We start from the raw sequence: 20,116 nt of genomic DNA, 5'->3' as shown, positions 1-20,116 counted from the left end.
GTTCCGCAACCGTTTAAAATTTAATGAATGTGTTGACGTTTTGTTCAGCGTAGCATCAGCACGCTGCACGCGGCGCCCGTCGCGGCTGGGGGAGCGAACGGCTCGCGCACGATCAGCCCGTTGGCGTCGGCCAGCATTTTGAGCATCGAGGAATCCTGGATGCCGAACGGGGTCGCCAGCAGCGTGCCGGCTTCTTCGCTCACCACGGCGCGTACATAGTCCTGCCTGAGATCGTTGGCCGGCATGGCGGCGCCGAGCCGCGCCTGACGCATGTCCTGCCGGAAGGCGCGGCCGCCGAGCCGCGCAAGCATCGGCGTCAGAAAGAGCTGCGTGCAGACCAGGCTCGCCACCGGATTGCCAGGCAGGCCGATGCAGCGGATGTCGCCCAGCCGCCCGAACATCAGCGGCTTGCCGGGCCGCATGGCGATTTTCCAGAAATCGAGCGTCATGCCTTCACCGGTCAGCACGTCATGGACCAGGTCATGGTCGCCGACCGAGGCGCCGCCCAGCGTGACGATGACGTCGGCGCCTGCGTCGACCGCTTGTTTCACCAGCGTGGCGATCGCCTCCTTGCGGTCGGGGGCGATGCCGAGATCGAGCGCGCTGGCGCCGACCGAGCGGGCCGCGGCGGCGACGCCATAGGCATTGGACGAGATGATCTGGTCGGGGCCAAGGTCGCTGCCCGGCGGCAGCAATTCGTCGCCGGTGGCGATGATGGCGACCAACGGCCGTTTCACCACGCTGACCTGCGGGTGGTTGGCCGACGCCGCCAGCGACAATGCCGCCGGATCAAGCGGGCGGCCTTTCTCCAGCAGGACGTCGCCCTTCGAGAAATCGAGCCCGAGGCGGCGGATGTTGCGGCCTTCAACCGTCGACGCGGTCACTTCGATGCTGCCGCCGCCGAGGTCGCGGACATTCTCCTGGATGACGATGGTGTCCGCGCCTGCAGGAAGCGGCGCGCCGGTGAAGATGCGCACGGCCTGCGCCGGGCCGACTGTTCCGGCAAAGCCGCGTCCGGCCGGCGCGATGCCGATCACCGAAAGTCTTGCGGGCACGGACGCGACATCCTCGGCCCGCACGGCATAGCCGTCCATGGCGGACGCGTTGAACGGCGGCTGGGTGCGGAGCGCCAGGAGCGGCTCCGCCAGCACGCGGTCGGCGGCGTCCATCAGGGCGACGCTTTCAGCCTGCAAGGGCGCAGCATCCTCAAGCAGGCGCTCGAGCGCCTCGGCGACCGGAAGCAGTGCCATTATTAGCCTGCCCCCTTGGCATCCGCCTTGTAGTCGCCGGATTTGCCGCCGGTCTTTTCCGCCAGCCTGATGCCCGAGATCACCATGGCGCGGTCGACCGCCTTGGCCATGTCATAGATGGTCAGGCAGGCGACCGAGACGGCGGTCAGCGCTTCCATCTCGACGCCGGTCTTACCGGTGACGCGGGCCAGCGCCGTGACCTTCAGGCCTGGCAGCGTCGCGTCCGGTTCGATGTCAATGGATACCTTGGTCAACAGCAGCGGATGGCAGAGCGGGATCAGCTCATGCGTCCTCTTGGCCGCCATGATGCCGGCGATGCGCGCCGTGCCCAGCACGTCGCCCTTCTTGGCATCGCCGTCGAGAATCATCTTCAGCGTTTCGGGCCGCATCGAGACAAGACCTTCGGCGATTGCCGTGCGCGTCGTCTCCGCCTTGTCGCCGACATCGACCATATTGGCTTCCCCTTTCGCGCCAAGATGGGTGAGGGCGGCCGTCATCGTCAGGTCACCTTAGCGCGACGTGCGTCCGTCTGGACGCGCAAAGCACGCTCTAACACTTTGAATCTATGCATCGTGCTCTCCGAAAATCGATTCCGATTTTCGGGCCGATGCAATGGCGGGCGCATTGCCCGTCAAAAGCAGGCGCGTCGCAGTGGCCACGTCCTGTTGCCGCATCAGGCTCTCGCCGACGAGGAACGTACCGATGTCGCTCCGTTGCAGCCTGCGGCAGTCTTCGTGCGAGAAAATACCGCTCTCGCTGACCAGCAGGCGGTCTGCCGGCATCATCGTCGCGAGCCGCTCCGAGGTCTCGATGCTGGTTTCGAACGTCCGGAGATTGCGGTTGTTGATGCCGATCAGCCGCGATGACAGTTTCAGCGCGCGTTCCGTCTCAGCCTCGTCATGCACTTCGACCAGCGCGTCCATGCCGAGTTCGAACGCCGTCGTTTCGAGTTCCCTGGCCACGGCGTCATCGACGCTCGCCATGATGATCAGGATGGCGTCAGCGCCCCACGCACGGGCTTCGAACACCTGATAAGGCTCGAACAGAAAATCCTTGCGCAAAGCGGGCAATGTCACGGCGTTGCGCGCATCGGTGAGGAATTCAGGCGCACCCTGGAAGGACGGCGCGTCGGTCAGCACCGAAAGGCAGGCGGCGCCACCTTTCGCATAGGCCCTGGCCAGTGCCGGCGGATCGAAATCGGCACGGATCAGGCCCTTGGACGGGCTCGCCTTCTTGATCTCGGCGATCAGCGCGAAGCTGCCGGATTTGCGCCTGGCTTCAAGAGCCGAGAGAAAGCCGCGCGCTGCGTCGGTGTCCTTCGCCCGCGCCTTGACCTCGGCAAGCGGCACGCGCGCCTTCGCCGCGGCGATCTCGTCGCGCTTGTAGGCTTCGATCTTGCGCAGGATATCAGACACGGCTCTATCCGTTCGAAATCTCGACCAGCCGATCGAGCACTTTCAGCGCCCGGCCACTGTCGATGGCTTGCGCCGCCGTCGCCATGCCGTCGGCAAGCGTCGTCGCCTTGCCCGCCACCACCAGCCCCGCGCCGGCGTTCATCAGCACCGTATCACGAAAGGCGCCGGCAGCGCCGCCCAGCATGTCGCGCAGCGCCTGGGCGTTGTAGGCGGCATCGCCGCCGCGCAACTCGTCCTTGGTGTGCCGCTTCAGCCCAACCGCTTCCGGTGTCAGCGTAAAGGTGCGGATCTCGCCGCCGACCAGTTCGGCCACTTGGGTTTCACCGGTGGTGGTGATCTCGTCATAACCGTCGCCATGGGCGACCCAGGCGTGGTCGGCGCCCAGTGCCTTCAGCGTCTCGGCCACCGGCATGATCCATTCCGGCAAGAAGACGCCGACCATCTGCCGGCTCACACTGGCCGGATTAGAGAGCGGGCCAAGCAGGTTGAAGATGGTGCGGGTGCCGAGCTCGACGCGGATCGGACCGACATGCTTCATCGCCGGATGATGCGCCGGCGCGAACATGAAGCCGACGCCTGCATCGTGGATGCAGTGGCCGATCGTTTCCGGCGGGATATCGATCTTGACGCCGAGCGCGGTCAGCACGTCGGCGGCGCCGGTCTGCGAGGACAGTCCGCGATTGCCGTGCTTGGCCACCGGCACGCCGCAGGCGGCGATGACGAAGGCGGATGCGGTCGAGATGTTGACGCTGTGCGAATTGTCGCCGCCGGTGCCGACGATGTCGATCGCGCCAGCGGGCGCGTCGACGCGCAGCATCTTGGCGCGCATGGTGGCGACGGCGCCGGAAATCTCGCTCACCGTCTCGCCGCGCACGCGCAGCGCCATCAGGAAGCCGCCGATCTGGCCGGGCGTAGCGTCGCCCGACATGATGATGTCGAAGGCCTCGCGCGCTTCCTCGAAGGAAAGGGAATTGCCTGCGGCGACCTTGGCGATATGGGTCTTGAGCGCGCTCATCTGGTCAGGGCTTGGGCAACGGCGGTCTGGTCGATGCGAATGTCATATTGCGTCTGCAGCTGCGCCACCAGCTGGTCGAGCAGGTCATCGGACATGCCGGCGGTGAACGATTTCTGCGCCTCATCCGGCACCGAGCTGGCGTCGGCTCCGGCAGGCTCGAAGACTTCGGCGATCTTGAACAGGATCTGTCCGTCGCCGGTGGGCGAGGGGATCAATCCGGTCCCGCCTTGGCCTTCGCCGAACATCGCAGCCGCCCCTTCCTTGCCGAAATCGACGTCGTCCGCCTCGCGCTTGACGCCGCGCTTGGTCTGCTTCTCGAGCTTGAGCTCGCTCGCGATCACATCGAGCGTAGCGCCGGCATCGAGACGCTTTTCGAGTTCGCCCGCTTTTGCGGTGAGTCGCTTGGTCGTTTCCGCCGCCGTCCAGTCGGCCACCACCTTCTGGCGGACTTCATCCAGCGTGCGGTCGCGGGCCGGCGTGATCGACTCCACCTCGTAGAACACGAAGCCGTTGTCGGCGGTGGTGAGGTCGGGATTCTCGGTGCCGGGTTCGGCGTCGAACACCGCCTTAATGAGTTCCGGCGATTCCGGCAGGTCCTTGACGATGGTGCCGTCCGGCCTCAGGCCGGTGCGATCGATCGTGTCGATGGTGACGACCTTCAGCTTCAGTTTTTCAGCCGCTTCCTTGAGCGTGCTGCCCGAAGCGCGGATATCTTCGTAATTGTCATGCACGTCCAACAGAATGCGGCTTGCCTCGCCCAGCGCCAGATCCCTGCGGATATCGGCGGACACTTCGGCCAGCGGCTTCACCACTTCGGGCTTGATGTCGGTGACGCGCAGCAGCACCGGACCGAAGGCGCCCTGAACGACCGCCGGACTGACTTCGTTGACATTGAGCGCAAACGCCGCATCCGCCACCGCCTTGTCGGCGATCTTGTCCTTGGACAGCGTGCCGAGCAGCGTGTCGGCTTGCGTCTTGCCCTCGGCGGCGACGATCTTGTCGAAGGTCGCGCCGGTCTTGAGTGAATCGAGCGCGGCCTTCGCGGCATCAGGCGTTTTGAACACGAGCTGTTCGATGGTGCGCGTTTCCGGCGTGGTGTAGCGCCCCTTGTTCTTGTTGTAGTCGTCGCTGACCTGTTGGTCGGTCACGGCGCTCAGATCCATGATGTCTTGCGGCTCGAGCCTGACATAGGAGAATTTGCGGTATTCGGGCGCCGCATAGGTCTTTTTGTTTTCCTCGAAATAAGCTGAAAGCGCAGTGTCGGATGGCGCTTCAATCGGCTCGACCAGCGATTTCGGCAAGGTCAGATAGTCAATGGTGCGGTCTTCGCCACGATAAAGCGCGACTGCCTTCAAGAAAGTATCCGGAGCCTTGAGGCCGTCCGAAACCGCCTCGACGATCTGCTGGCGCACAGCCACCTGGGCGCGATTCCTCAGATAGTCTTCCGGCCGCATGCCGACCTGTTGCAGTATGTATTCGAAAGTCCTTCTGTCGAAGGTGCCGCCGGGACCCTTGAAGGCCGGGTCTTCATGCGTGAGTTGGGCCAGCCGGTCCTTGGACAGCCCTAGTCCGAGCTTGCGGGCCTGCTCATCGAGAACGGCGCCCGACACGAGTTGCGCCAGCACCTGGTTGTCGAGGCCGAGCGCCGTCGCCTGCTCGCGGCTGATGCGCTGGCCGAATTGCTGCGACATCACGCTGATCTGGCGATCATAGGCGAGGCGATACTCGTTGATCGACACTTTGGTGCCTCCGGCCGTGACAACTGCATCGTGGCCTGCAAAACCACCGACCAGCTGCCCGGAAATGCCCCAGACGGCGAAGCTCAACACCAACAATATCAGCAGTGCCTTCGCGACCCAGGTCCCCGCCGCGCTTCTCAAGATACTAAGCATGGTCACTTCCGATTTTTGCGCATTTTCGCATGCGCCGAGTCTGAAACAAGGGCAATAGCGTCCTTCCGGCCCACTGTCGATTGCTTTGTGGGCTGAGTTTGGTAGTGAGGACGCAGCCGAATATCGCCCGGAGGAACAAATCCCATGACGCCAGGAATCCGCCCGCTGGTCGCAGGCAACTGGAAAATGAACGGCACCAGCGCCTCGCTCAACGAACTCAGGATGATCGGCAACGGCTTTATGAGCGGGCTCGATGCGGAAACCGAAGCGCTAGTCTGCGTTCCGGCGACGCTGCTGGCGCATGCCGCAGAGATTTTGTCGCGCACGCCGGTCCGGGCCGGGGGCGAGGATTGCCACACCAAGGAGAGCGGCGCCCATACCGGCTGTATTTCGGCCGAGATGCTGAAAGACGCGGGCGCCAGCCACGTCATCGTCGGCCATTCCGAACGCCGCGCCGATCACAATGAGGACGACGCCATTGTACAGGCCAAGGCGTCCGCCGCGTGGCGAGCCGGACTGGTAGCCATCATCTGCATCGGTGAGACGAGAGCCGAACGCGAGGCAGGCGCGACGCTCGACGTGCTGTCGCGCCAGGTCGCCGGCTCGGTGCCGCCCGACGCCACGGCGTCGAATACCGTCATCGCCTACGAGCCGGTATGGGCGATCGGCACGGGACTGACGCCGACCGCCGCCGACGTTGCTGAGGCGCATGTGCATATTCGCGAAAAACTGTCGGAAAAGCTTGGCAGCGCGGCGGCGAAGATGCGCATCCTCTATGGCGGCTCGGTCAAGCCATCGAACGCGGTCGAACTGCTCGGCGCGAAAAATGTCGATGGCGCGCTGGTCGGCGGCGCCAGTCTGAAGGCGGCGGACTTTCTCGGCATCGCCGAAGCCTATCGAAATATCTCGTAGCATCGAAAGGCTGTCGGACGCTTCGGATAGGCTGTGCCGCAGCGGAAATCGTTGCAAAGGGCGCATCGCTTCCCATATTCCGGCCACGGGCTTGGAAATGCCGTCAAAGCATTGTATTGAGCCGCCTCCAAATCACCGGCCGTATCCGCGGCCGCGCAAGGCTTTGCCAGGGTAAACTATGGAAACCGTACTGATCGTCGTCCACCTCATGGTCGTGCTCGCTCTTGTCGGCGTGGTGCTGCTGCAGCGCTCCGAAGGCGGCGGCCTCGGCATCGGCGGCGGATCGGGCTTCATGACCGCGCGCGGCGCGGCCAACGCGCTGACGCGGGCGACGGCGATCCTGGCGGCGGCTTTCTTCGCCACCTCGCTGACATTGTCGATCGTCGCCCGTTACGGCGAAAAGCCGATCGACATTCTCGATCGTGTGCCTGCGACTAACGGTGCGGGCGGCGTGCTCAACCAGTTGCCTGGCACCACGGCGCCGACACCACCTTCCGGCAATACGGCGCCAACGCCGCCTTCCGGAAGTGATGCCGCAGCCCCGGCGCCGGCTGCGCCGCCTGCGGCGGGTTCGACCACGCCGCCGGCCACAAACGGCGTCACCCTGCCAGTAACGCCGCAGGTTCCAAACCAGTAATCAGCAGACGTTCGGCGCCGCGATCTGTTGTTGTTTGAACACAGTCGCGGCAAATGCCGCACGATCGCGAGGATTCGACCGGGCACGGCACGACAGGGCGCTTGAGGCGTCTCCGACTAATCGACTATAGATTGCGCGCGGCACTTTCGGGGTCCTTGGGGGACGCCGGGCGACGCCGTGGGCAACAAGCATTGAACGATCGGATCTTCGCCATGCAGCTTCGCAGCTTCATTTTAGCCGGCCTTTGTGCCGTGCTCAGCCTTGGTGCGCCCGCTTACGCGGCCATGCCGGCGGGTAATTCGGCTCCTAAAGCCGCAGTAACAACTGACGTTGTCAACGTCGCTGCCAAAAGCGATACGGCGCAGCTTAGGCTGCTCAAGAAGAAGAAAAACCCGACCGCGGACGATCTTGCCCAAATCAGCAAGATCGAAGCCAAGATCGCGGCCGACAAGGAGGCCGCTCGAGCCAAGGCGCTCGAGGCCACGAAGCTGGCGATGCGCGAGGCGGCCAAAGCCAAGGCCGACGCGGAACGGCAAGCGTTTCTTGCCAAGAAGGGGCTTGCCAAGAAGGATACGTCCGCTGCCCGGCTGGCTAAGAAGACGACCATCAAGTTCATCGAACCGGTTCAACCCATCGCACCGATCCAGTCGGCCGAGCCAGTTTCCGCCGAGGCCATGAATGTCGCATTGACCGGCAACAACGGGGAATTGCGCAGCGAGCCGGTTGGACAGAAGCCGCAGAGCGTCGGGCTGTTCGCAGGCCTGTTCGGCGGCACGTCCTCGTCGATGTCGCTGCTCCCCGAGACCCGCGCTCTCGATGCCGCACTCGCCAGGAAGGAAGCCAAGAAGCAGTTCAAGGTGAAGCCGGAGTTCGTTCCGCAAGAGGTCGAGTTCACCGGCTACAGCCCCGGTACCATCGTCATCGATACCAGCGCGCGTCGCCTCTACCTCGTCGAATCTTCATGGACCGCCCGCCGTTATGCGATTGCGGTCGGTCGCGACGGCCTGCAGTTCAAGGGCACGGTCGCCGTCGGCGACAAGCAGGAGTGGCCGCGCTGGATCCCGACGCTCGAGATGCAGAAGCGCGAGCCGAAGAATTACGGCCGGTACAAGGACGGCATGCCCGGCGGCGGCGAAAATCCGCTCGGCGCGCGCGCCATCTATCTCTACGAGGGCAAGAAGGACACACATCTGCGCATTCACGGCACCATCGCGCCGCAGTCGATCGGAACGAGCGCCTCCAACGGCTGCTTCCGCATGATCAACGAGCACGTGATGGACCTCTACCGCCGGGTGAAAGTAGGCACCAAGGTCGTCATCATCTGACGCCTTAACGGGTCATCCCAAAAAGGGCCGGGTCTCGCCGGCCCTTTTGTTTTGGTTCACGCACCACCAGAGCGCCTTCTTGGGAAAAAGCCTTCGCGGTGGTTTTTTCTCTGGCGGAATCAATTCGGCCGCGTTAAGCGATGACTCCCATGGCGCGATATGTATTCATCACAGGCGGCGTGGTTTCCTCACTTGGAAAAGGCATCGCTGCAGCGGCCCTAGGGGCTCTCTTGCAGGCGCGAGGCTATCGCGCACGCATCAAAAAGCTCGATCCCTATCTCAACGTCGATCCCGGCACGATGTCGCCATACCAGCATGGCGAGGTCTTCGTGACCGACGACGGCGCCGAGACCGATCTCGATCTTGGCCACTATGAGCGGTTCACCGGCCGCTCGGCCAACCAGCAGGACAATATCACCACAGGCCGCATCTATAAGAACATCATCGAGCGGGAGCGGCGCGGCGACTATCTTGGCGCCACCGTGCAAGTGATTCCGCACGTCACCGACGAGATCAAGAATTTCATTCTCAACGGCAACGACGACTATGACTTCGTCCTGTGCGAGATCGGCGGCACCGTCGGCGACATCGAGGCGATGCCGTTCCTGGAGGCGATCCGCCAGCTCGGCAACGACCTGCCGCGCAACAACGCCGTCTACGTGCACCTGACGCTTATGCCCTACATTCCAACGGCGGGCGAATTGAAGACCAAGCCGACCCAGCATTCGGTCAAGGAATTGCGCGGCATCGGCATCGCACCCGATATTCTGCTGGTCCGCGCCGACCGCCCCATCCCCAGGGAAGAGCGCCGCAAACTGTCGCTGTTCTGCAATGTCCGCGAGAGCGCGGTCATCCAGGCGCTCGACGTGCCGCACATCTACGACGTGCCGATGGCCTATCACAATGAAGGGCTGGATTCGGAAGTGCTGGCCGCCTTCGGCATCGATCCGGCGCCGAAGCCGCGCATGGAGCCCTGGCAAGCGGTGTCCAACCGCATTCACAATCCGGAAGGCGAGGTGACCATCGCCGTCGTCGGCAAGTATACCGGCCTCAAGGACGCGTACAAATCGCTGATCGAGGCGCTGTCGCATGGCGGCCTCGCCAACCACGTCAAGGTCAAGCTCGACTGGATCGAGAGCGAGATATTCGAGAAGGAAGATCCGGCGCCGTGGCTGGAAAAGGTCCACGGCATTCTGGTCCCCGGCGGTTTTGGCGAGCGCGGCGCGGAAGGCAAGATCCTGGCAGCGAAGTTCGCCCGCGAGCGAAAAGTGCCGTATTTCGGCATCTGCTTCGGCATGCAGATGGCCTGTATCGAGGCCGCGCGTTCGCTGGCCGGCGTCGAGCATGCCTCGTCGACCGAGTTCGGCCCGACCGAGGAACCGGTCGTCGGCCTGATGACCGAATGGCTGAAAGGCAACATGCTGGAGAAGCGCAGGGAAACCGGCGACCTCGGCGGCACGATGCGGCTCGGTGCCTATCAGGCGGACCTCGCCAAGGGCTCGAAAATCGCCGACATCTACGGTGACACGCAGATTTCCGAGCGCCACCGCCACCGCTATGAGGTCAATGTCGACTACAAGGAGCGGCTCGAAGATTGCGGCCTGGTCTTTGCCGGCATGTCGCCGGACGGCGTGCTGCCGGAAACGGTCGAATACCCCGACCATCCCTGGTTCATCGGCGTGCAGTATCATCCCGAACTGAAAAGCCGGCCGCTCGACCCGCACCCGCTGTTTGCCAGCTTCATCGAAGCGGCGGTGGAGCAGAGCCGCTTGGTCTAAGCCGATAGGTTACCATGCAAACCTACGTCGCTCTGCTTTACAGCATCGTCCTGGGCGAGGGGGGGCGTGTCGTCATGTCCGATCTCAGGGCCATGACGGAAGGCCTGGGGCTGAACAACCCGCGCACGCTGGTGGCGACCGGCAATCTGGTCTTCGAGACGAAAGAGACAGAAATTGCCGCGCTGGAGCGCCGATTGGAGACGGCGTTCCAAAAGACCTTCGGCCGCCATGTCGACATCATCGTGCGCCGCGCGGATGACTGGTTGAGGCTTGCGGCCGGCAATCCGTTTCCCGCCGAATCGGCTGCCGCCGCGGATCAGGTAGCGGTGCGTGTGATGCGCAAGCCCGTTCCCGCTGAGGCCGTCGCGGCGCTGGAGGCCTATGTCGGCAAGGATGAGCGGATGCAGGCGGTCGGCGGCGACATCTGGATCGCATTTTCCCGCGAGACGCCAAGTTCGCGGTTGCTTGCAGCGGCAAGCCATAAACGGCTCGGGGTCGGCACCTCGCGCAACTGGAATACAGTGCGCAGGCTGGCCGAGATGGTCGGTGAATAGGGCTTCCCACAAGCAAGGGGAGAAGGGGGAAATTATGTCATGCCTTCGCCGCTCCGGCTCCGGCGGAACGCGCCATTTTCCCTGTAAAGAGCCTCGACGCGAGGGAACCGGCAACCGATTGATTTGCCGGCTTAGGCCTTATAGGCATTCGATGAAATTCGCGCTTATCGGCGGGCAACGGTTCGTCACATGGTTGTCACGTTTGGTGATTCGATTTCGGTCGAGTGATGTGAAAGACTTCGTTTTAGCCGGGCCTCTTTTTTAGCCCCGGGCTCTGTTTGCCGGAAACCAAATGGCCAGCCGTAAGTTTAAAGGTTCGATCAAGCACATAGCGATCGACCGGGAGGAAACGATGGATCGCCTGCAATTCTTTACGCCTGTGCGGATTTCGCGCGGGCAGGAAAGCCCTGCCGAAGAAATTTATAGCGTAGCCGAAGCGATGGGGTTCTTGCGTAAATGGCCGACAGGCCGACGTGGGCCAGTCTACCAGTGCGCAGTGAATTGCTGCTCCGCTGCTTTGGCGGGCCGGATGTCGGCAGAGGAAGCAAGGAAGGCTTTTGCCGGCTTCGCCCGCATCACGCGCCTGCTCGACGACGACATGGCACTGCCGATGGGCGGCGAAAATACTGATAACGTGCATGCGCTGAGGCGATGAACGTTCATATCTGCACCTGCCACGAACGCGGCACCCTGCGGCAAAGTCACAGCACCTCGACTGAGGCAGCGAAGACGTAGCCAGCGCCCCGCTCGGTGACAACGAGCTTCGGCTCGCTCGGGTTGACCTCGAGCTTGCGGCGCAGTCGTAATATCTGCACGTCGATACTGCGGTCAAACACCTCTTCGTCGTGAATCCTGCTGGCGGCGAGAAGCTGCTCGCGGCTCAGGATCTGCTGCGGCGATTGCAGGAACGCTGCCAGCAGGTTGAACTCCCCGGCGGTCAGCGGCGTTGCTTCGCCCGCGGGCGACCTCAGACGCCGCATCCGCATGTCGAGTTCCCAGCCGGCAAAGCGGTAGCGTTTGTGCTTCTTGCCACGCGAATGCTGACGCGTTGACCCCGACCGCCGCAGCACGGCGCGAACGCGCGCAAGCAGCTCCCTGAGGCTGAAGGGCTTGGTGATGTAGTCGTCTGCTCCGAGCTCCAGGCCGACGACGCGATCCACCTCGTCGGGCCTGTGGCCGGTGATGATGATGACGGGGGCTTCCGGCGGACTGCCGAGTTGCCGCATGATTTCAAAGCCGTCCTCATCGGCAAGCCGCATGTCGAGGATCATCAGGTCCACCGGTCTGCCCGGCTATCGGCGACAGCGCTGACCCTGAAGTGCTCGCTCTCCAGGCAATTGGTAAGCATCTCGCGAATTTCGGGGTCGTCATCGACGACAAGGATATGCTTCGCCGCCGCTGCCTGTTCGAGTCTGCCTTTCGACTGCTCTTCGTAGCGAGTGTTCTGTTCGGCTAACATCTCAGACCGTCCGCACGTATGGAACCCATGACCGAGCCGTTGCTTTATTACACTTAACGCTGATTTCGGCGATTTGTTGGTAAGCGCCGATGATCTTCGTGATCGGATACCACAGGCTCACTCGATGGCGCATGAGCAGATTGGTAAGGTTCGGGCGGGGCTTTTTGTTCCGCTTTGCCTGGCAGCAGCGGCACCATTTGCGTTGGCCTTGGTCAATCAGCCGGCCCCTCCGATCGGTGAGCCGATTGCTCCGATAACGGACATTGGTCCTTCCGACCAGGCGAAGATCGCACTCGGCGAGAGCCTGTTCAACGATGTCCGGCTGTCGCATGACGATGTCATCGCCTGCAGCGGCTGCCACAGGCTCGATCTCAGCGGCGACGACGGCAAGGCTCGTTCCACGGCGACGGATGGCGGGCAGCTCGATTTCAACGCGCCGACCGCCTTCAGCGCAGCGCTCAATTTCCGGCTGAACTGGCGCGGCAATTTCCGCACTGTCGAGGAGCAGAACGAGGCAGCCCTGCTCGATAACAGGCTGATGAACACGAGCTGGGAAGAATTGCTGCCGAAACTGCGCTCCGACCCAGACTATTCGCAGCGATTCGTGAAGGTCTACGGCGGCGCCCCCGGCCGGACGGATGTGCTCGACGCCCTGGCCATCTTTCAGCGCTCGCTGATCACGCCCAATGCCCGTTTCGACCGCTATCTCAAGGGCGAGCGCGACGCCATCACGGCGGACGAGGAACATGGCTATCAGCTGTTCAAGGCGTATGGCTGCATCGCTTGCCATCAGGGCGCCAATGTGGGCGGCAATCTGTTTCAGAAGTTCGGCATCTTTCAGGATCCCTTCGCCGGCCAGAAAACCTTGACCAAGGCGGATCTCGGCCGCTTCACTATTACCGGCGTCGAGAGCGACCGCCATGTCTTCCGCGTTCCCAGCCTGCGCAATGTCGCGGTGACGGCACCGTATTTTCACGACGGCCGTACCGCATCGCTCGCAGACGCAGTGAAGATCATGGCGCAGAACCAACTCGGCCGGGAGCTCGACCAGCGCGATGCCGATCTCATCGTCAAATTCCTCGGGACGCTGACGGGCGAGTATCGCGGCCAGCCGTTGACCAGCGCAGCCGATCATCTGCAGCAATGAAGTCGTTACGCATCCTGGCGCCGATCGTCGTGTGCCTGCTCATCATCCTGACTTACCTCCTGGTGCAGGGCGCGGCTCCCGATGCCGCCCGTCACGAGCGCACGCTCGACGCTCTCAGGACGGTCATCCTCTATAACGCCGCCCTCCAGCGCGACGTGTTGCGGGCACGCGCGGGGCTGCTGCGCAGCTACGATCCGCTTGTGCGGTCGATCGAGAACCTGAACGATGCGACGCAGACGCTGCCGGCCGCCCGGGACATCGCCAGCGGCGAAGCACGGGCGGATATCGACCGGCGGGTCGCCGAGGTCATCGCCGCGGTGGGTGACGAGGAGGCGCTCGTCGAGGCGTTCAAGTCGGACAACGCGCTGCTGCAGAACTCGTTGAACTATTTCAACTACATGAGCGGTCGGCTTACGACCGAGGGCGATGGCCTTCGAGCGGTCGAGATCGGAGCCCTGATGATCACAATGTCGCGGTTCATCAATGATCCCCAGCCGGAGGCGGCAAAGGCAGTGACCGCTGCGCTCGACCGGCTGGCCGGGCCGTCCGTCGACGCCGTGCCTGCAAGCGACGTCCACTCGCTCGTTTCCCACGGCCGGCTTATCGTCACCAGGCTTCCGGCGGTCGACGACCTCGTCGCCCGTCTACAGACTGCGCCAACGAGCGAACGCGCCCGCGCGCTGCAGGACCTTTATCTCGATGCGCATGGGCGCGCTGCGGCGCGGGCCGCGCGGTTCCAGACGCTACTCTACATCACCGCGCTGGTTCTCGTGGGCTATGTGGCCTATTTGTTCGCCCGGCTGCGCCACAATGCGCGGATCCTGCGCGAGCGGCTGCAGTTCGAGGGCCTGATCGCCTCGATCTCCACCCAGTTCATCAATCTGCCGCGTGACCGTATCCGGGCCGGCATCAGCAAGGGCCTCGCGCGCCTGGTGGAACATGCCGGGCTCGACGGCGCCCAGATTCTCGTCAGCCGCACATACGATGCCGATTTTTCCGGCGGCTACTTTTATCGCCGCCCGGGCGGGAGCTCGACGGCCCGCCTGCCGAACGACACCATCGAGCTGGCTTCGCGCTGGACGCTCGCGAACCACGAACGGCAAGGCTGCATCGACGTCCCCCGCGTCGGCGAGCTTCCCGACGGGCAGGAGAAGGCATGCCTGCAGGCGCGTCAGATTCGATCGTGGCTGTGCATACCGATGTGGCATGCCGGCGAGCGGCTGGGTTTTCTGGCTCTCGATAGCGTCACGCATGAAAAGCATTGGACCGACGACGACATCGCCCTGCTGCGCACCGCCGCCGAGATCTTCTCCAACGCCATCGCGCGCGAGCACAACGAACGCGAGGCGCTGCAGGCGCGGCTCAACCAATCGCAGCGGCTGGAAGCAATCGGAACGCTAGCCGGCGGCATAGCGCACGAGTTCAACAACATTCTCGGCGCCGTCCTCGGCTATGGCGAGATGGCGCTGGCGGTGCTGTTGAAAGAATCCCGCGCGCGGCGCTACGTCCAGCAGATCATGAAGGCCGGCAGGCGGGCGCAGGACGTCACGGAGCAGATCCTTGCCTTCAGCCGTCGCCGCGAGCGACAGCATCACGCGCTGCGGGCACAGCCCGTGGTTGCGGAGGCGATCGATCTGCTGCGCGCCTCGTTTCCCGCGACGCTTTCAGTGGAGACGTATCTTGCAGCCGCGGATGCCGCGATGATGGGCGATCCGACCGAACTTCAGCAGGTGGCGATAAATCTCTGCACCAACGCGGCGCAGTCGATGAACAACCGCGGCGTATTGAAGATCGGTCTCGACATAACGGAGTTCGTAGAGGCGCAGGTGCTGTCGCACGGCAACCTGCCGGCCGGCCGCTATCTCCGTCTTGCCGTCGGGGACACCGGCACCGGCATGGATCAGGCGACGCTCGAACGCATCTTCGAGCCGTTCTTCACGACCAAGCCGGCAGGGCAAGGCACCGGGCTCGGCCTGTCGACGGTGCACGGCATCGTTGCGGCGCATAGAGGCGCAGTCGACGTGAAGAGCCAACTTGGCCAAGGCACAACCTTCGAGATCTATTTTCCGCAGATCGAATCCGCTGCAACCCAGGACGACGATGAGGGGGAGGGCACCGAGGTTCGGATCCAGTATGGCAATGGCGAGACGATCCTGGTCGTGGACGACGATACGCCGTTGATGCAACTTGCAGAGGAGATGCTCGCCGCGCTTGGCTACGAGCCGGTCGGGTTCGACCGCAGCCCTGCCGCTCTCAGTGCATTCCGTACCGATCCGGAACGCTTCGACCTGGTGCTGACGGACGAGGTCATGCCTGATATGACGGGGGTCGAGTTCTCCGGCAAGTTGCATGAGATCCGGTCGGACCTGCCAATTGTCCTGATGACTGGTTACGGCCGCCCGCTCCGGTCGCGTCAACTGACGGCGGCCGGCATAAGCGAGGTCATCAAGAAGCCGCTGCTGTCGACCGCCGTCGCACAATGCCTTGCTCGCCATCTGCATTCAGGCTGATCACGGGTTTTCGTTACAGCTGTAACCAAAATTCCACTGGGTGAAATCAACCTGTAGCCGGGCTGTTCGATGTTCCATCCGCGTCCAGACCATGATCCGGAAAGTGGAAACCGGTTTTCGGAAAGGATCATGGTCTCGTCGGCGTCAAATAGCAGCAAACCGGAGAAGCTGATGACACGATGGGTTCTCATCGGAATTGCCGCTCTTGGCCTGGGCGGAGTGCTCACAGTCGCGACGCTCGACCAAAATGAGGTGGGTGCGGCGACGGCGGCCGACTCGATCGAGCGCGGTCGGTACCTGGTGAAAATCGGCGGCTGCAACGACTGCCACACGCCAGGCTACTTGGAGAAGGCCGGCAACGTCCCCGAGGATCGATGGCTGATCGGCGGCTCTCTCGGCTTCAATGGGCCGTGGGGGCACGACTTATCCAACGAATCTTCGCTACCTTTTGCGCACCATGGACGAGGACGACTGGGTACAGTTAGCGCGTACAATTGAGACGCGCCCCCCTATGCCGTGGTTCAACCTGCGTGCCATGACCGAGGCCGACCTGCGCGCCATACACCGCTATGTGCTCTCGCTGCCGGCAGACGATGCGCCGGTTCCGGACTATGTGCCGCCCGATCGTCCGCCGAAGACACCGTACATTGTGTTCGTACCGCAGCCTCCGAAGTCGTAGTCGCGTCCGAAGACCCGGCGCAGGGTGTTCTCCGCCTGTGCGGTAGGTCAGACACGGCCGCCTGTTTCAGTCGTAACGCAATTCCCGATTCCGGAAATCACGTTGTAGCACTGATCACCGATCGTGATGACGGTCCAGCTCAGGGTGGCCATATAGGCTGCCCAGCAGGCAATCGGAAGTCAAATCCAGACCGATCGATCAGGGAGTCGAATAATGGACAATCTGCTTGCCGAATACGCGCCGAAGATCGACCGCGATCAGGGCACAACGGATCCGCGTCCCTACGCCTTGGGCTACACGGAAGGTGAATTCAAGCGCTTGGAGTTGCAGGGATCGCTCATCTACAACCTTACGGAGCATGTCCTGCGCAGCGCGGGGATAGGACCGGGCATGAGCGTGCTCGACATTGGCTGCAGCGTCGGCGACGTCTCCTTGCTGGCCGGGAAGCTGGTCGGGCCTTCGGGAAGAGTGCTCGGCGTCGATCGCTCGGCGGGGGCTGTAGACGTTGCCGAGCGGCGCGCCACCGAATCCGGCCAGTGTTACTGGACATGTTTCACTGTCGGTGAGCTTGATACATTCTCGCCCGACGAGACCTTCGATGCGGTGATCGGCAGGCTCGTCCTGATGTATCTGCCCGATCCGGCCGCAACCCTGCGCAGGCATGCCGGCTATCTGCGGCCGGGCGGCATCATCGCCTTCCAGGAAATGGCGATGCCGCTCGCCCGCAGTTTTCCAGAGGCGCCGCTGTTCAGCAAATGCCGCGGCTGGATCATCGAGACGATCGAGCGGGCGGGTTTCGAGGTCGACATGGGTGGCAGGCTACCGATGGTCTTCGCCGGCGCAGGGCTGCCTGCGCCGCAGATGAATTCCGCCGGCCTTGCCGGCAGCGGGCCCAACTCGCCGATCTACGAGGCCTTGCGCAGCCTGCTGCCGATGGCCGAGGCCGTCGGCGCCGCGACCGCCGCCGAAATAAGGGTCGATACGCTCGCCGAGCGACTGCGCAGCGAGGCTGTCGAACAGCAGATGTGTATCATGTTGCCGCCCTTTGTCGGCGCATGGGCAAATACGCCGGGATAACGAACCGAAGGGAGACATCGGATGCTCGACACTGCCATCATCGAACGCGCGGGACATCTCGTCGACCCGCGCAACGTCGAGACGCTCAACGTGCTGGGCCCTGTGGTTCAGTTTCTTACGTCGCCGCGCGATGGCGAGCCTTGCGTCATGCGCGGCACCATTCCGCCGGGTGTTACCGTGCCGCTGCATAGCCACGCCGATCCGGAGACCTTCATCCAGATTTCCGGCGAGATCGAGGGGCTTTCGCAGTCGCCGGAAGGCTTCGTCTGGGTATCGATCCGGCCGGGCAACATTTTCCACGTGCCCGGCGGGGCAAAGCACGCCTTTCGAAACCTGTCGACTGAGGCGGCCGTGATGATCCTCGTCAGCACTTCAAGGATGGGCCGGTTCTTCCAGGAAGTCGGAAAGCCGATCGCCGGGGAAAACAGGCATTCGGATCCTCCGTCAGCCGACGCGATCCAGCATTTCCTGACGACCGCCGCGGCATACGGCTACTGGAACGCGACGCCGGAAGCGAATGCGAGTGTCGGTCTTTCACTGACGCCCCCCTGATTTGGACCGCACCGGTATACGAGGCGCGGTGAATTTGCTGCTCCGCGGCCTTGCGGGCTCGGCGGCTCATGGGCCTGCTTCGAGGAAAGCCCGGGCAAACCCGGGTTGCGCCGCTTCTATCGTTCCATCGGGCAGCTTCAAAAGCCGATCGATTGCTATGCCGTAGAGCCGCAGCCGGTCGTCGAGCAGCCGCGCCGCTTCGTCGATATTTCCCTGCTCGGCTTTCAGTAAGGCGCGGTGCATCACATCCCGAAAGATCAGCCGCAGCTGCATAAACATTTCGGCAAAAGCTTCCGGGTCGGGCACGTCAAAGATGCCTTCCTCGCTTCCTTTCCTGAGCAGATCGGTGATTATCGGCATGGCCAATTCCCTGGCCGCCTGGTCGACCCGATGGAAGAGGGCAAGATTCTCGGGCCGGAACAGGACGAAAAATGTCTTGCGCAATTGCGGGGCAAGCTCGACGTTCAGCCGCCGCGAGCCGGCAAAGAGCGCATTGAGCCGGCCAAGCCCATCGAGTGACGGATCGTTGAGCACGGGCTGCAACTCGGTGAAGCTGTCGCGGGCGAGACGTGTGGCGAGCGCCTCCAGCAGGGCCTCTTTTGATGCGAAATAGTGGTAGAACGCGCCCTTCGACAGGCCGGCCTCGCGGATGATGTCGTTCACAGTCGTGTTGTCGTAGCCATGCTCGAAGAAAAGCCGCTGGGCGCAGTCGAGGAGCTCGGCGGATCGTATCTCCGGCGGCTTTATCACTCGGGGCAAAATCGATCCTCACAAAGTGCAGGTGGAGCAAGAGGAGCACGAACCGGTTCTTAATGCAACTTTTATAGACCGACGGTCGGTCTGGTGCTATATCTGTCCACTGCTCGACGTTCGGATTCGATCATGGAGGGAGAGTTTCTTGCGACGGATACGCTCGACTGTCGGCATTGTTCTTGTCGCGACTGCGGCTGCTTTCGGGGCTTGGTATCTGTGGCAACCGGCCAAGGTTTCGGTCGTGACGCCACAACGCGGCGACGCGGCGGAAATCGTTTACGCGAGCGGCTCCGTCGAGCCGCGAACCTGGGCCAAGGTGACTCCCGTGGTCCGCGAGAGGATCGTTGAGCAATGTAATTGCGAGGGGTCGAGGGTTGCACAAGGCGACGTGCTCGCCAAGCTCGACGACAGCGAGGCCCGGGCCGTGCTTGGCGAGCTCGAAGCGCGTCAAGCGCTTGCCCAGGAAGAGCTCCGGCGGCTGACGGTGCTTGCCGAAAGGCGTGCTGCGAGCCAGCAGGCGCTCGATCGTGCGCAGAGCGAGCTCGGCCAGATCGAGGCGCTGGTTGCCGGACAGAAAGCGCGACTCGACACCTACGTCTTACGAGCGCCGAGCGCCGGTGTCGTGCTCAGGCAGGACGGCGAGGTGGGTGAGGTCGCCGAGCTCGGCACGGTGTTATTCTGGGTCGGCGAGCCGAAGCCGCTCCTGGTGGTCGCCGAGGTCAACGAGGAGGATATCCCCCGGGTCGAGGTCGGCCAGCGCGCGCTGCTTAAATCGGATGCGTTCCTTGGGCAGAACCTGGAAGCGGTGGTCGACAGCATCACGCCCAAGGGCGATCCGGTGACGAAGACCTATCGCGTCCGTTTCCGCCTGCCGGACGATACGCCGCTTGGTATAGGCATGTCGACCGACGTGAACATCGTCATCCGCGTTTCGAAAAATGCGCTGTTGATCCCGCCCGCTGCGATGGATGGGAACAAGCTGTTCATAGTCGAAGGCGACAAGGCCCGGCGCCGTGAAATCCGAACCGGCATTCGCGGCACCAATGGCATCGAGGTTCTGTCAGGTGTCGACGAGAAGGCTCGCGTCATCTCGCCCTACCCCGCCGACCTGGCCGACGGGGGGCGCGTAAGCATCACCGCCGCCCAGGAGAGATAAAGCAA

21 protein-coding genes are annotated in these 20,116 nt (G+C 63.2%); 13 read left to right on the top strand and 8 right to left on the bottom strand.

Features of this window, described 5'->3' with window-relative positions:
- Positions 1-44: 44 nt before the first annotated feature.
- The 5 genes from AC0L3L_RS11460 to AC0L3L_RS11440 all read right to left on the bottom strand — a co-directional run bounded on the left by AC0L3L_RS11460 (position 45) and on the right by AC0L3L_RS11440 (position 5,572).
- Positions 45-1,250 carry a molybdopterin molybdotransferase MoeA gene (locus AC0L3L_RS11460; RefSeq protein ID WP_473637630.1) on the bottom strand — a complete coding sequence of 402 codons (1,206 nt, stop codon included), beginning with the start codon at positions 1,248-1,250 and terminating at the stop codon, positions 45-47.
- Positions 1,251-1,252: 2 nt separating this feature from the next.
- Positions 1,253-1,747, bottom strand: a complete 495-nt coding sequence (gene moaC, locus AC0L3L_RS11455; protein WP_473487002.1) for a cyclic pyranopterin monophosphate synthase MoaC — start codon at positions 1,745-1,747, stop codon at positions 1,253-1,255.
- A 66-nt stretch (positions 1,748-1,813) separates the two neighbouring features.
- Positions 1,814-2,665 (bottom strand): indole-3-glycerol phosphate synthase TrpC, encoded by an 852-nt coding sequence (gene trpC, locus AC0L3L_RS11450; RefSeq protein ID WP_473526770.1) that lies wholly within the window; start codon positions 2,663-2,665, stop codon positions 1,814-1,816.
- 4 nt (positions 2,666-2,669) lie between these two features.
- Positions 2,670-3,680 (bottom strand): anthranilate phosphoribosyltransferase, encoded by a 1,011-nt coding sequence (gene trpD, locus AC0L3L_RS11445; RefSeq protein ID WP_473487000.1) that lies wholly within the window; start codon positions 3,678-3,680, stop codon positions 2,670-2,672.
- Complete coding sequence (locus tag AC0L3L_RS11440; protein ID WP_473637629.1) at positions 3,677-5,572, bottom strand: SurA N-terminal domain-containing protein; 1,896 nt, start codon at positions 5,570-5,572, stop codon at positions 3,677-3,679. The genes trpD and AC0L3L_RS11440 overlap by 4 nt, the downstream gene beginning before the upstream one ends.
- A gap of 144 nt (positions 5,573-5,716) precedes the next feature.
- Here AC0L3L_RS11440 and tpiA point away from each other — a divergent pair, with 144 nt between their 5' ends.
- From tpiA to AC0L3L_RS11410, 6 genes are all read left to right on the top strand, one after another.
- Entirely contained in the window at positions 5,717-6,484 is a 768-nt protein-coding gene (tpiA, locus tag AC0L3L_RS11435) for a triose-phosphate isomerase (protein ID WP_473637628.1), read from the top strand.
- A 178-nt stretch (positions 6,485-6,662) separates the two neighbouring features.
- A complete protein-coding gene (gene secG / locus AC0L3L_RS11430; RefSeq protein WP_473637627.1) occupies positions 6,663-7,121 on the top strand; it encodes a preprotein translocase subunit SecG in 459 nt (152 codons plus the stop codon).
- A 212-nt stretch (positions 7,122-7,333) separates the two neighbouring features.
- On the top strand, positions 7,334-8,446 hold the full coding sequence (locus tag AC0L3L_RS11425; protein WP_473487097.1) for a L,D-transpeptidase: 1,113 nt from the start codon (positions 7,334-7,336) through the stop codon (positions 8,444-8,446).
- 140 nt (positions 8,447-8,586) lie between these two features.
- Entirely contained in the window at positions 8,587-10,224 is a 1,638-nt protein-coding gene (locus AC0L3L_RS11420; RefSeq protein WP_352953448.1) for a CTP synthase, read from the top strand.
- A gap of 14 nt (positions 10,225-10,238) precedes the next feature.
- Positions 10,239-10,778: a DUF1697 domain-containing protein gene (locus tag AC0L3L_RS11415; protein WP_473637626.1), complete on the top strand. Its 540-nt coding sequence runs from the start codon at positions 10,239-10,241 to the stop codon at positions 10,776-10,778.
- Between the two features lie 352 nt (positions 10,779-11,130).
- Positions 11,131-11,433, top strand: coding sequence for a DUF982 domain-containing protein (locus AC0L3L_RS11410; protein ID WP_473487096.1), 303 nt, complete (start codon positions 11,131-11,133; stop codon positions 11,431-11,433).
- A 46-nt stretch (positions 11,434-11,479) separates the two neighbouring features.
- Here AC0L3L_RS11410 and AC0L3L_RS11405 read toward each other — a convergent pair whose 3' ends face one another.
- Positions 11,480-12,049, bottom strand: a complete 570-nt coding sequence (locus AC0L3L_RS11405; RefSeq protein ID WP_473637625.1) for a winged helix-turn-helix domain-containing protein — start codon at positions 12,047-12,049, stop codon at positions 11,480-11,482.
- Positions 12,049-12,237: a hypothetical protein gene (locus AC0L3L_RS11400; protein WP_473637624.1), complete on the bottom strand. Its 189-nt coding sequence runs from the start codon at positions 12,235-12,237 to the stop codon at positions 12,049-12,051. The genes AC0L3L_RS11405 and AC0L3L_RS11400 overlap by 1 nt, the downstream gene beginning before the upstream one ends.
- Before the next feature lie 202 nt (positions 12,238-12,439).
- Between AC0L3L_RS11400 and AC0L3L_RS11395 the strand changes: the two genes are divergently transcribed.
- The 6 genes from AC0L3L_RS11395 to AC0L3L_RS11370 all read left to right on the top strand — a co-directional run bounded on the left by AC0L3L_RS11395 (position 12,440) and on the right by AC0L3L_RS11370 (position 18,202).
- Entirely contained in the window at positions 12,440-13,384 is a 945-nt protein-coding gene (locus AC0L3L_RS11395; RefSeq protein ID WP_473637623.1) for a cytochrome-c peroxidase, read from the top strand.
- Positions 13,381-15,894: a two-component system VirA-like sensor kinase gene (locus AC0L3L_RS11390; RefSeq protein ID WP_473637621.1), complete on the top strand. Its 2,514-nt coding sequence runs from the start codon at positions 13,381-13,383 to the stop codon at positions 15,892-15,894. The genes AC0L3L_RS11395 and AC0L3L_RS11390 overlap by 4 nt, the downstream gene beginning before the upstream one ends.
- A gap of 129 nt (positions 15,895-16,023) precedes the next feature.
- Positions 16,024-16,392, top strand: a complete 369-nt coding sequence (locus AC0L3L_RS11385) for a hypothetical protein (RefSeq protein ID WP_473637620.1) — start codon at positions 16,024-16,026, stop codon at positions 16,390-16,392.
- Between the two features lie 13 nt (positions 16,393-16,405).
- The gene (locus tag AC0L3L_RS11380; RefSeq protein WP_473637619.1) at positions 16,406-16,573 is read left to right on the top strand and encodes a hypothetical protein; all 168 of its coding nucleotides are present in this window, start codon (positions 16,406-16,408) and stop codon (positions 16,571-16,573) included.
- A gap of 213 nt (positions 16,574-16,786) precedes the next feature.
- Entirely contained in the window at positions 16,787-17,650 is an 864-nt protein-coding gene (locus tag AC0L3L_RS11375; RefSeq protein ID WP_473637618.1) for a class I SAM-dependent methyltransferase, read from the top strand.
- Between the two features lie 21 nt (positions 17,651-17,671).
- Positions 17,672-18,202 (top strand): cupin domain-containing protein, encoded by a 531-nt coding sequence (locus tag AC0L3L_RS11370; protein ID WP_473637617.1) that lies wholly within the window; start codon positions 17,672-17,674, stop codon positions 18,200-18,202.
- A gap of 66 nt (positions 18,203-18,268) precedes the next feature.
- Here the strand turns inward: AC0L3L_RS11370 and AC0L3L_RS11365 are convergent, their stop codons facing one another.
- Positions 18,269-18,961 carry a TetR/AcrR family transcriptional regulator gene (locus tag AC0L3L_RS11365; protein WP_473488372.1) on the bottom strand — a complete coding sequence of 231 codons (693 nt, stop codon included), beginning with the start codon at positions 18,959-18,961 and terminating at the stop codon, positions 18,269-18,271.
- Between the two features lie 139 nt (positions 18,962-19,100).
- On the opposite strand from AC0L3L_RS11365, the gene AC0L3L_RS11360 reads away from it, so the two are divergent.
- Positions 19,101-20,111, top strand: a complete 1,011-nt coding sequence (locus AC0L3L_RS11360) for an efflux RND transporter periplasmic adaptor subunit (protein WP_473637616.1) — start codon at positions 19,101-19,103, stop codon at positions 20,109-20,111.
- Positions 20,112-20,116 lie beyond the last annotated feature (5 nt).

Source organism: Mesorhizobium sp. WSM4849 (genome assembly GCF_055811385.1).
The sequence above is the reverse complement of the archived record's forward strand: the minus strand, read 5'-3'. Positions and strand labels throughout refer to the sequence as shown.

Excerpts from the sequence above, each read along its gene's own strand:
- AC0L3L_RS11460 (WP_473637630.1), bottom strand. The coding sequence starts at position 1,250 with ATGGCACTGCTTCCGGTCGCCGAGGCGCTCGAGCGCCTGCTTGAGGAT.
- moaC (WP_473487002.1), bottom strand. The coding sequence starts at position 1,747 with ATGACGGCCGCCCTCACCCATCTTGGCGCGAAAGGGGAAGCCAATATG.
- trpD (WP_473487000.1), bottom strand. The coding sequence starts at position 3,680 with ATGAGCGCGCTCAAGACCCATATCGCCAAGGTCGCCGCAGGCAATTCC.
- AC0L3L_RS11440 (WP_473637629.1), bottom strand. The coding sequence starts at position 5,572 with ATGCTTAGTATCTTGAGAAGCGCGGCGGGGACCTGGGTCGCGAAGGCA.
- tpiA (WP_473637628.1), top strand. The coding sequence starts at position 5,717 with ATGACGCCAGGAATCCGCCCGCTGGTCGCAGGCAACTGGAAAATGAAC.
- secG (WP_473637627.1), top strand. The coding sequence starts at position 6,663 with ATGGAAACCGTACTGATCGTCGTCCACCTCATGGTCGTGCTCGCTCTT.
- AC0L3L_RS11425 (WP_473487097.1), top strand. The coding sequence starts at position 7,334 with ATGCAGCTTCGCAGCTTCATTTTAGCCGGCCTTTGTGCCGTGCTCAGC.
- AC0L3L_RS11420 (WP_352953448.1), top strand. The coding sequence starts at position 8,587 with ATGACTCCCATGGCGCGATATGTATTCATCACAGGCGGCGTGGTTTCC.
- AC0L3L_RS11415 (WP_473637626.1), top strand. The coding sequence starts at position 10,239 with ATGCAAACCTACGTCGCTCTGCTTTACAGCATCGTCCTGGGCGAGGGG.
- AC0L3L_RS11410 (WP_473487096.1), top strand. The coding sequence starts at position 11,131 with ATGGATCGCCTGCAATTCTTTACGCCTGTGCGGATTTCGCGCGGGCAG.
- AC0L3L_RS11405 (WP_473637625.1), bottom strand. The coding sequence starts at position 12,049 with ATGATCCTCGACATGCGGCTTGCCGATGAGGACGGCTTTGAAATCATG.
- AC0L3L_RS11400 (WP_473637624.1), bottom strand. The coding sequence starts at position 12,237 with ATGTTAGCCGAACAGAACACTCGCTACGAAGAGCAGTCGAAAGGCAGA.
- AC0L3L_RS11390 (WP_473637621.1), top strand. The coding sequence starts at position 13,381 with ATGAAGTCGTTACGCATCCTGGCGCCGATCGTCGTGTGCCTGCTCATC.
- AC0L3L_RS11385 (WP_473637620.1), top strand. The coding sequence starts at position 16,024 with ATGGTCTCGTCGGCGTCAAATAGCAGCAAACCGGAGAAGCTGATGACA.
- AC0L3L_RS11380 (WP_473637619.1), top strand. The coding sequence starts at position 16,406 with ATGCCGTGGTTCAACCTGCGTGCCATGACCGAGGCCGACCTGCGCGCC.
- AC0L3L_RS11375 (WP_473637618.1), top strand. The coding sequence starts at position 16,787 with ATGGACAATCTGCTTGCCGAATACGCGCCGAAGATCGACCGCGATCAG.
- AC0L3L_RS11370 (WP_473637617.1), top strand. The coding sequence starts at position 17,672 with ATGCTCGACACTGCCATCATCGAACGCGCGGGACATCTCGTCGACCCG.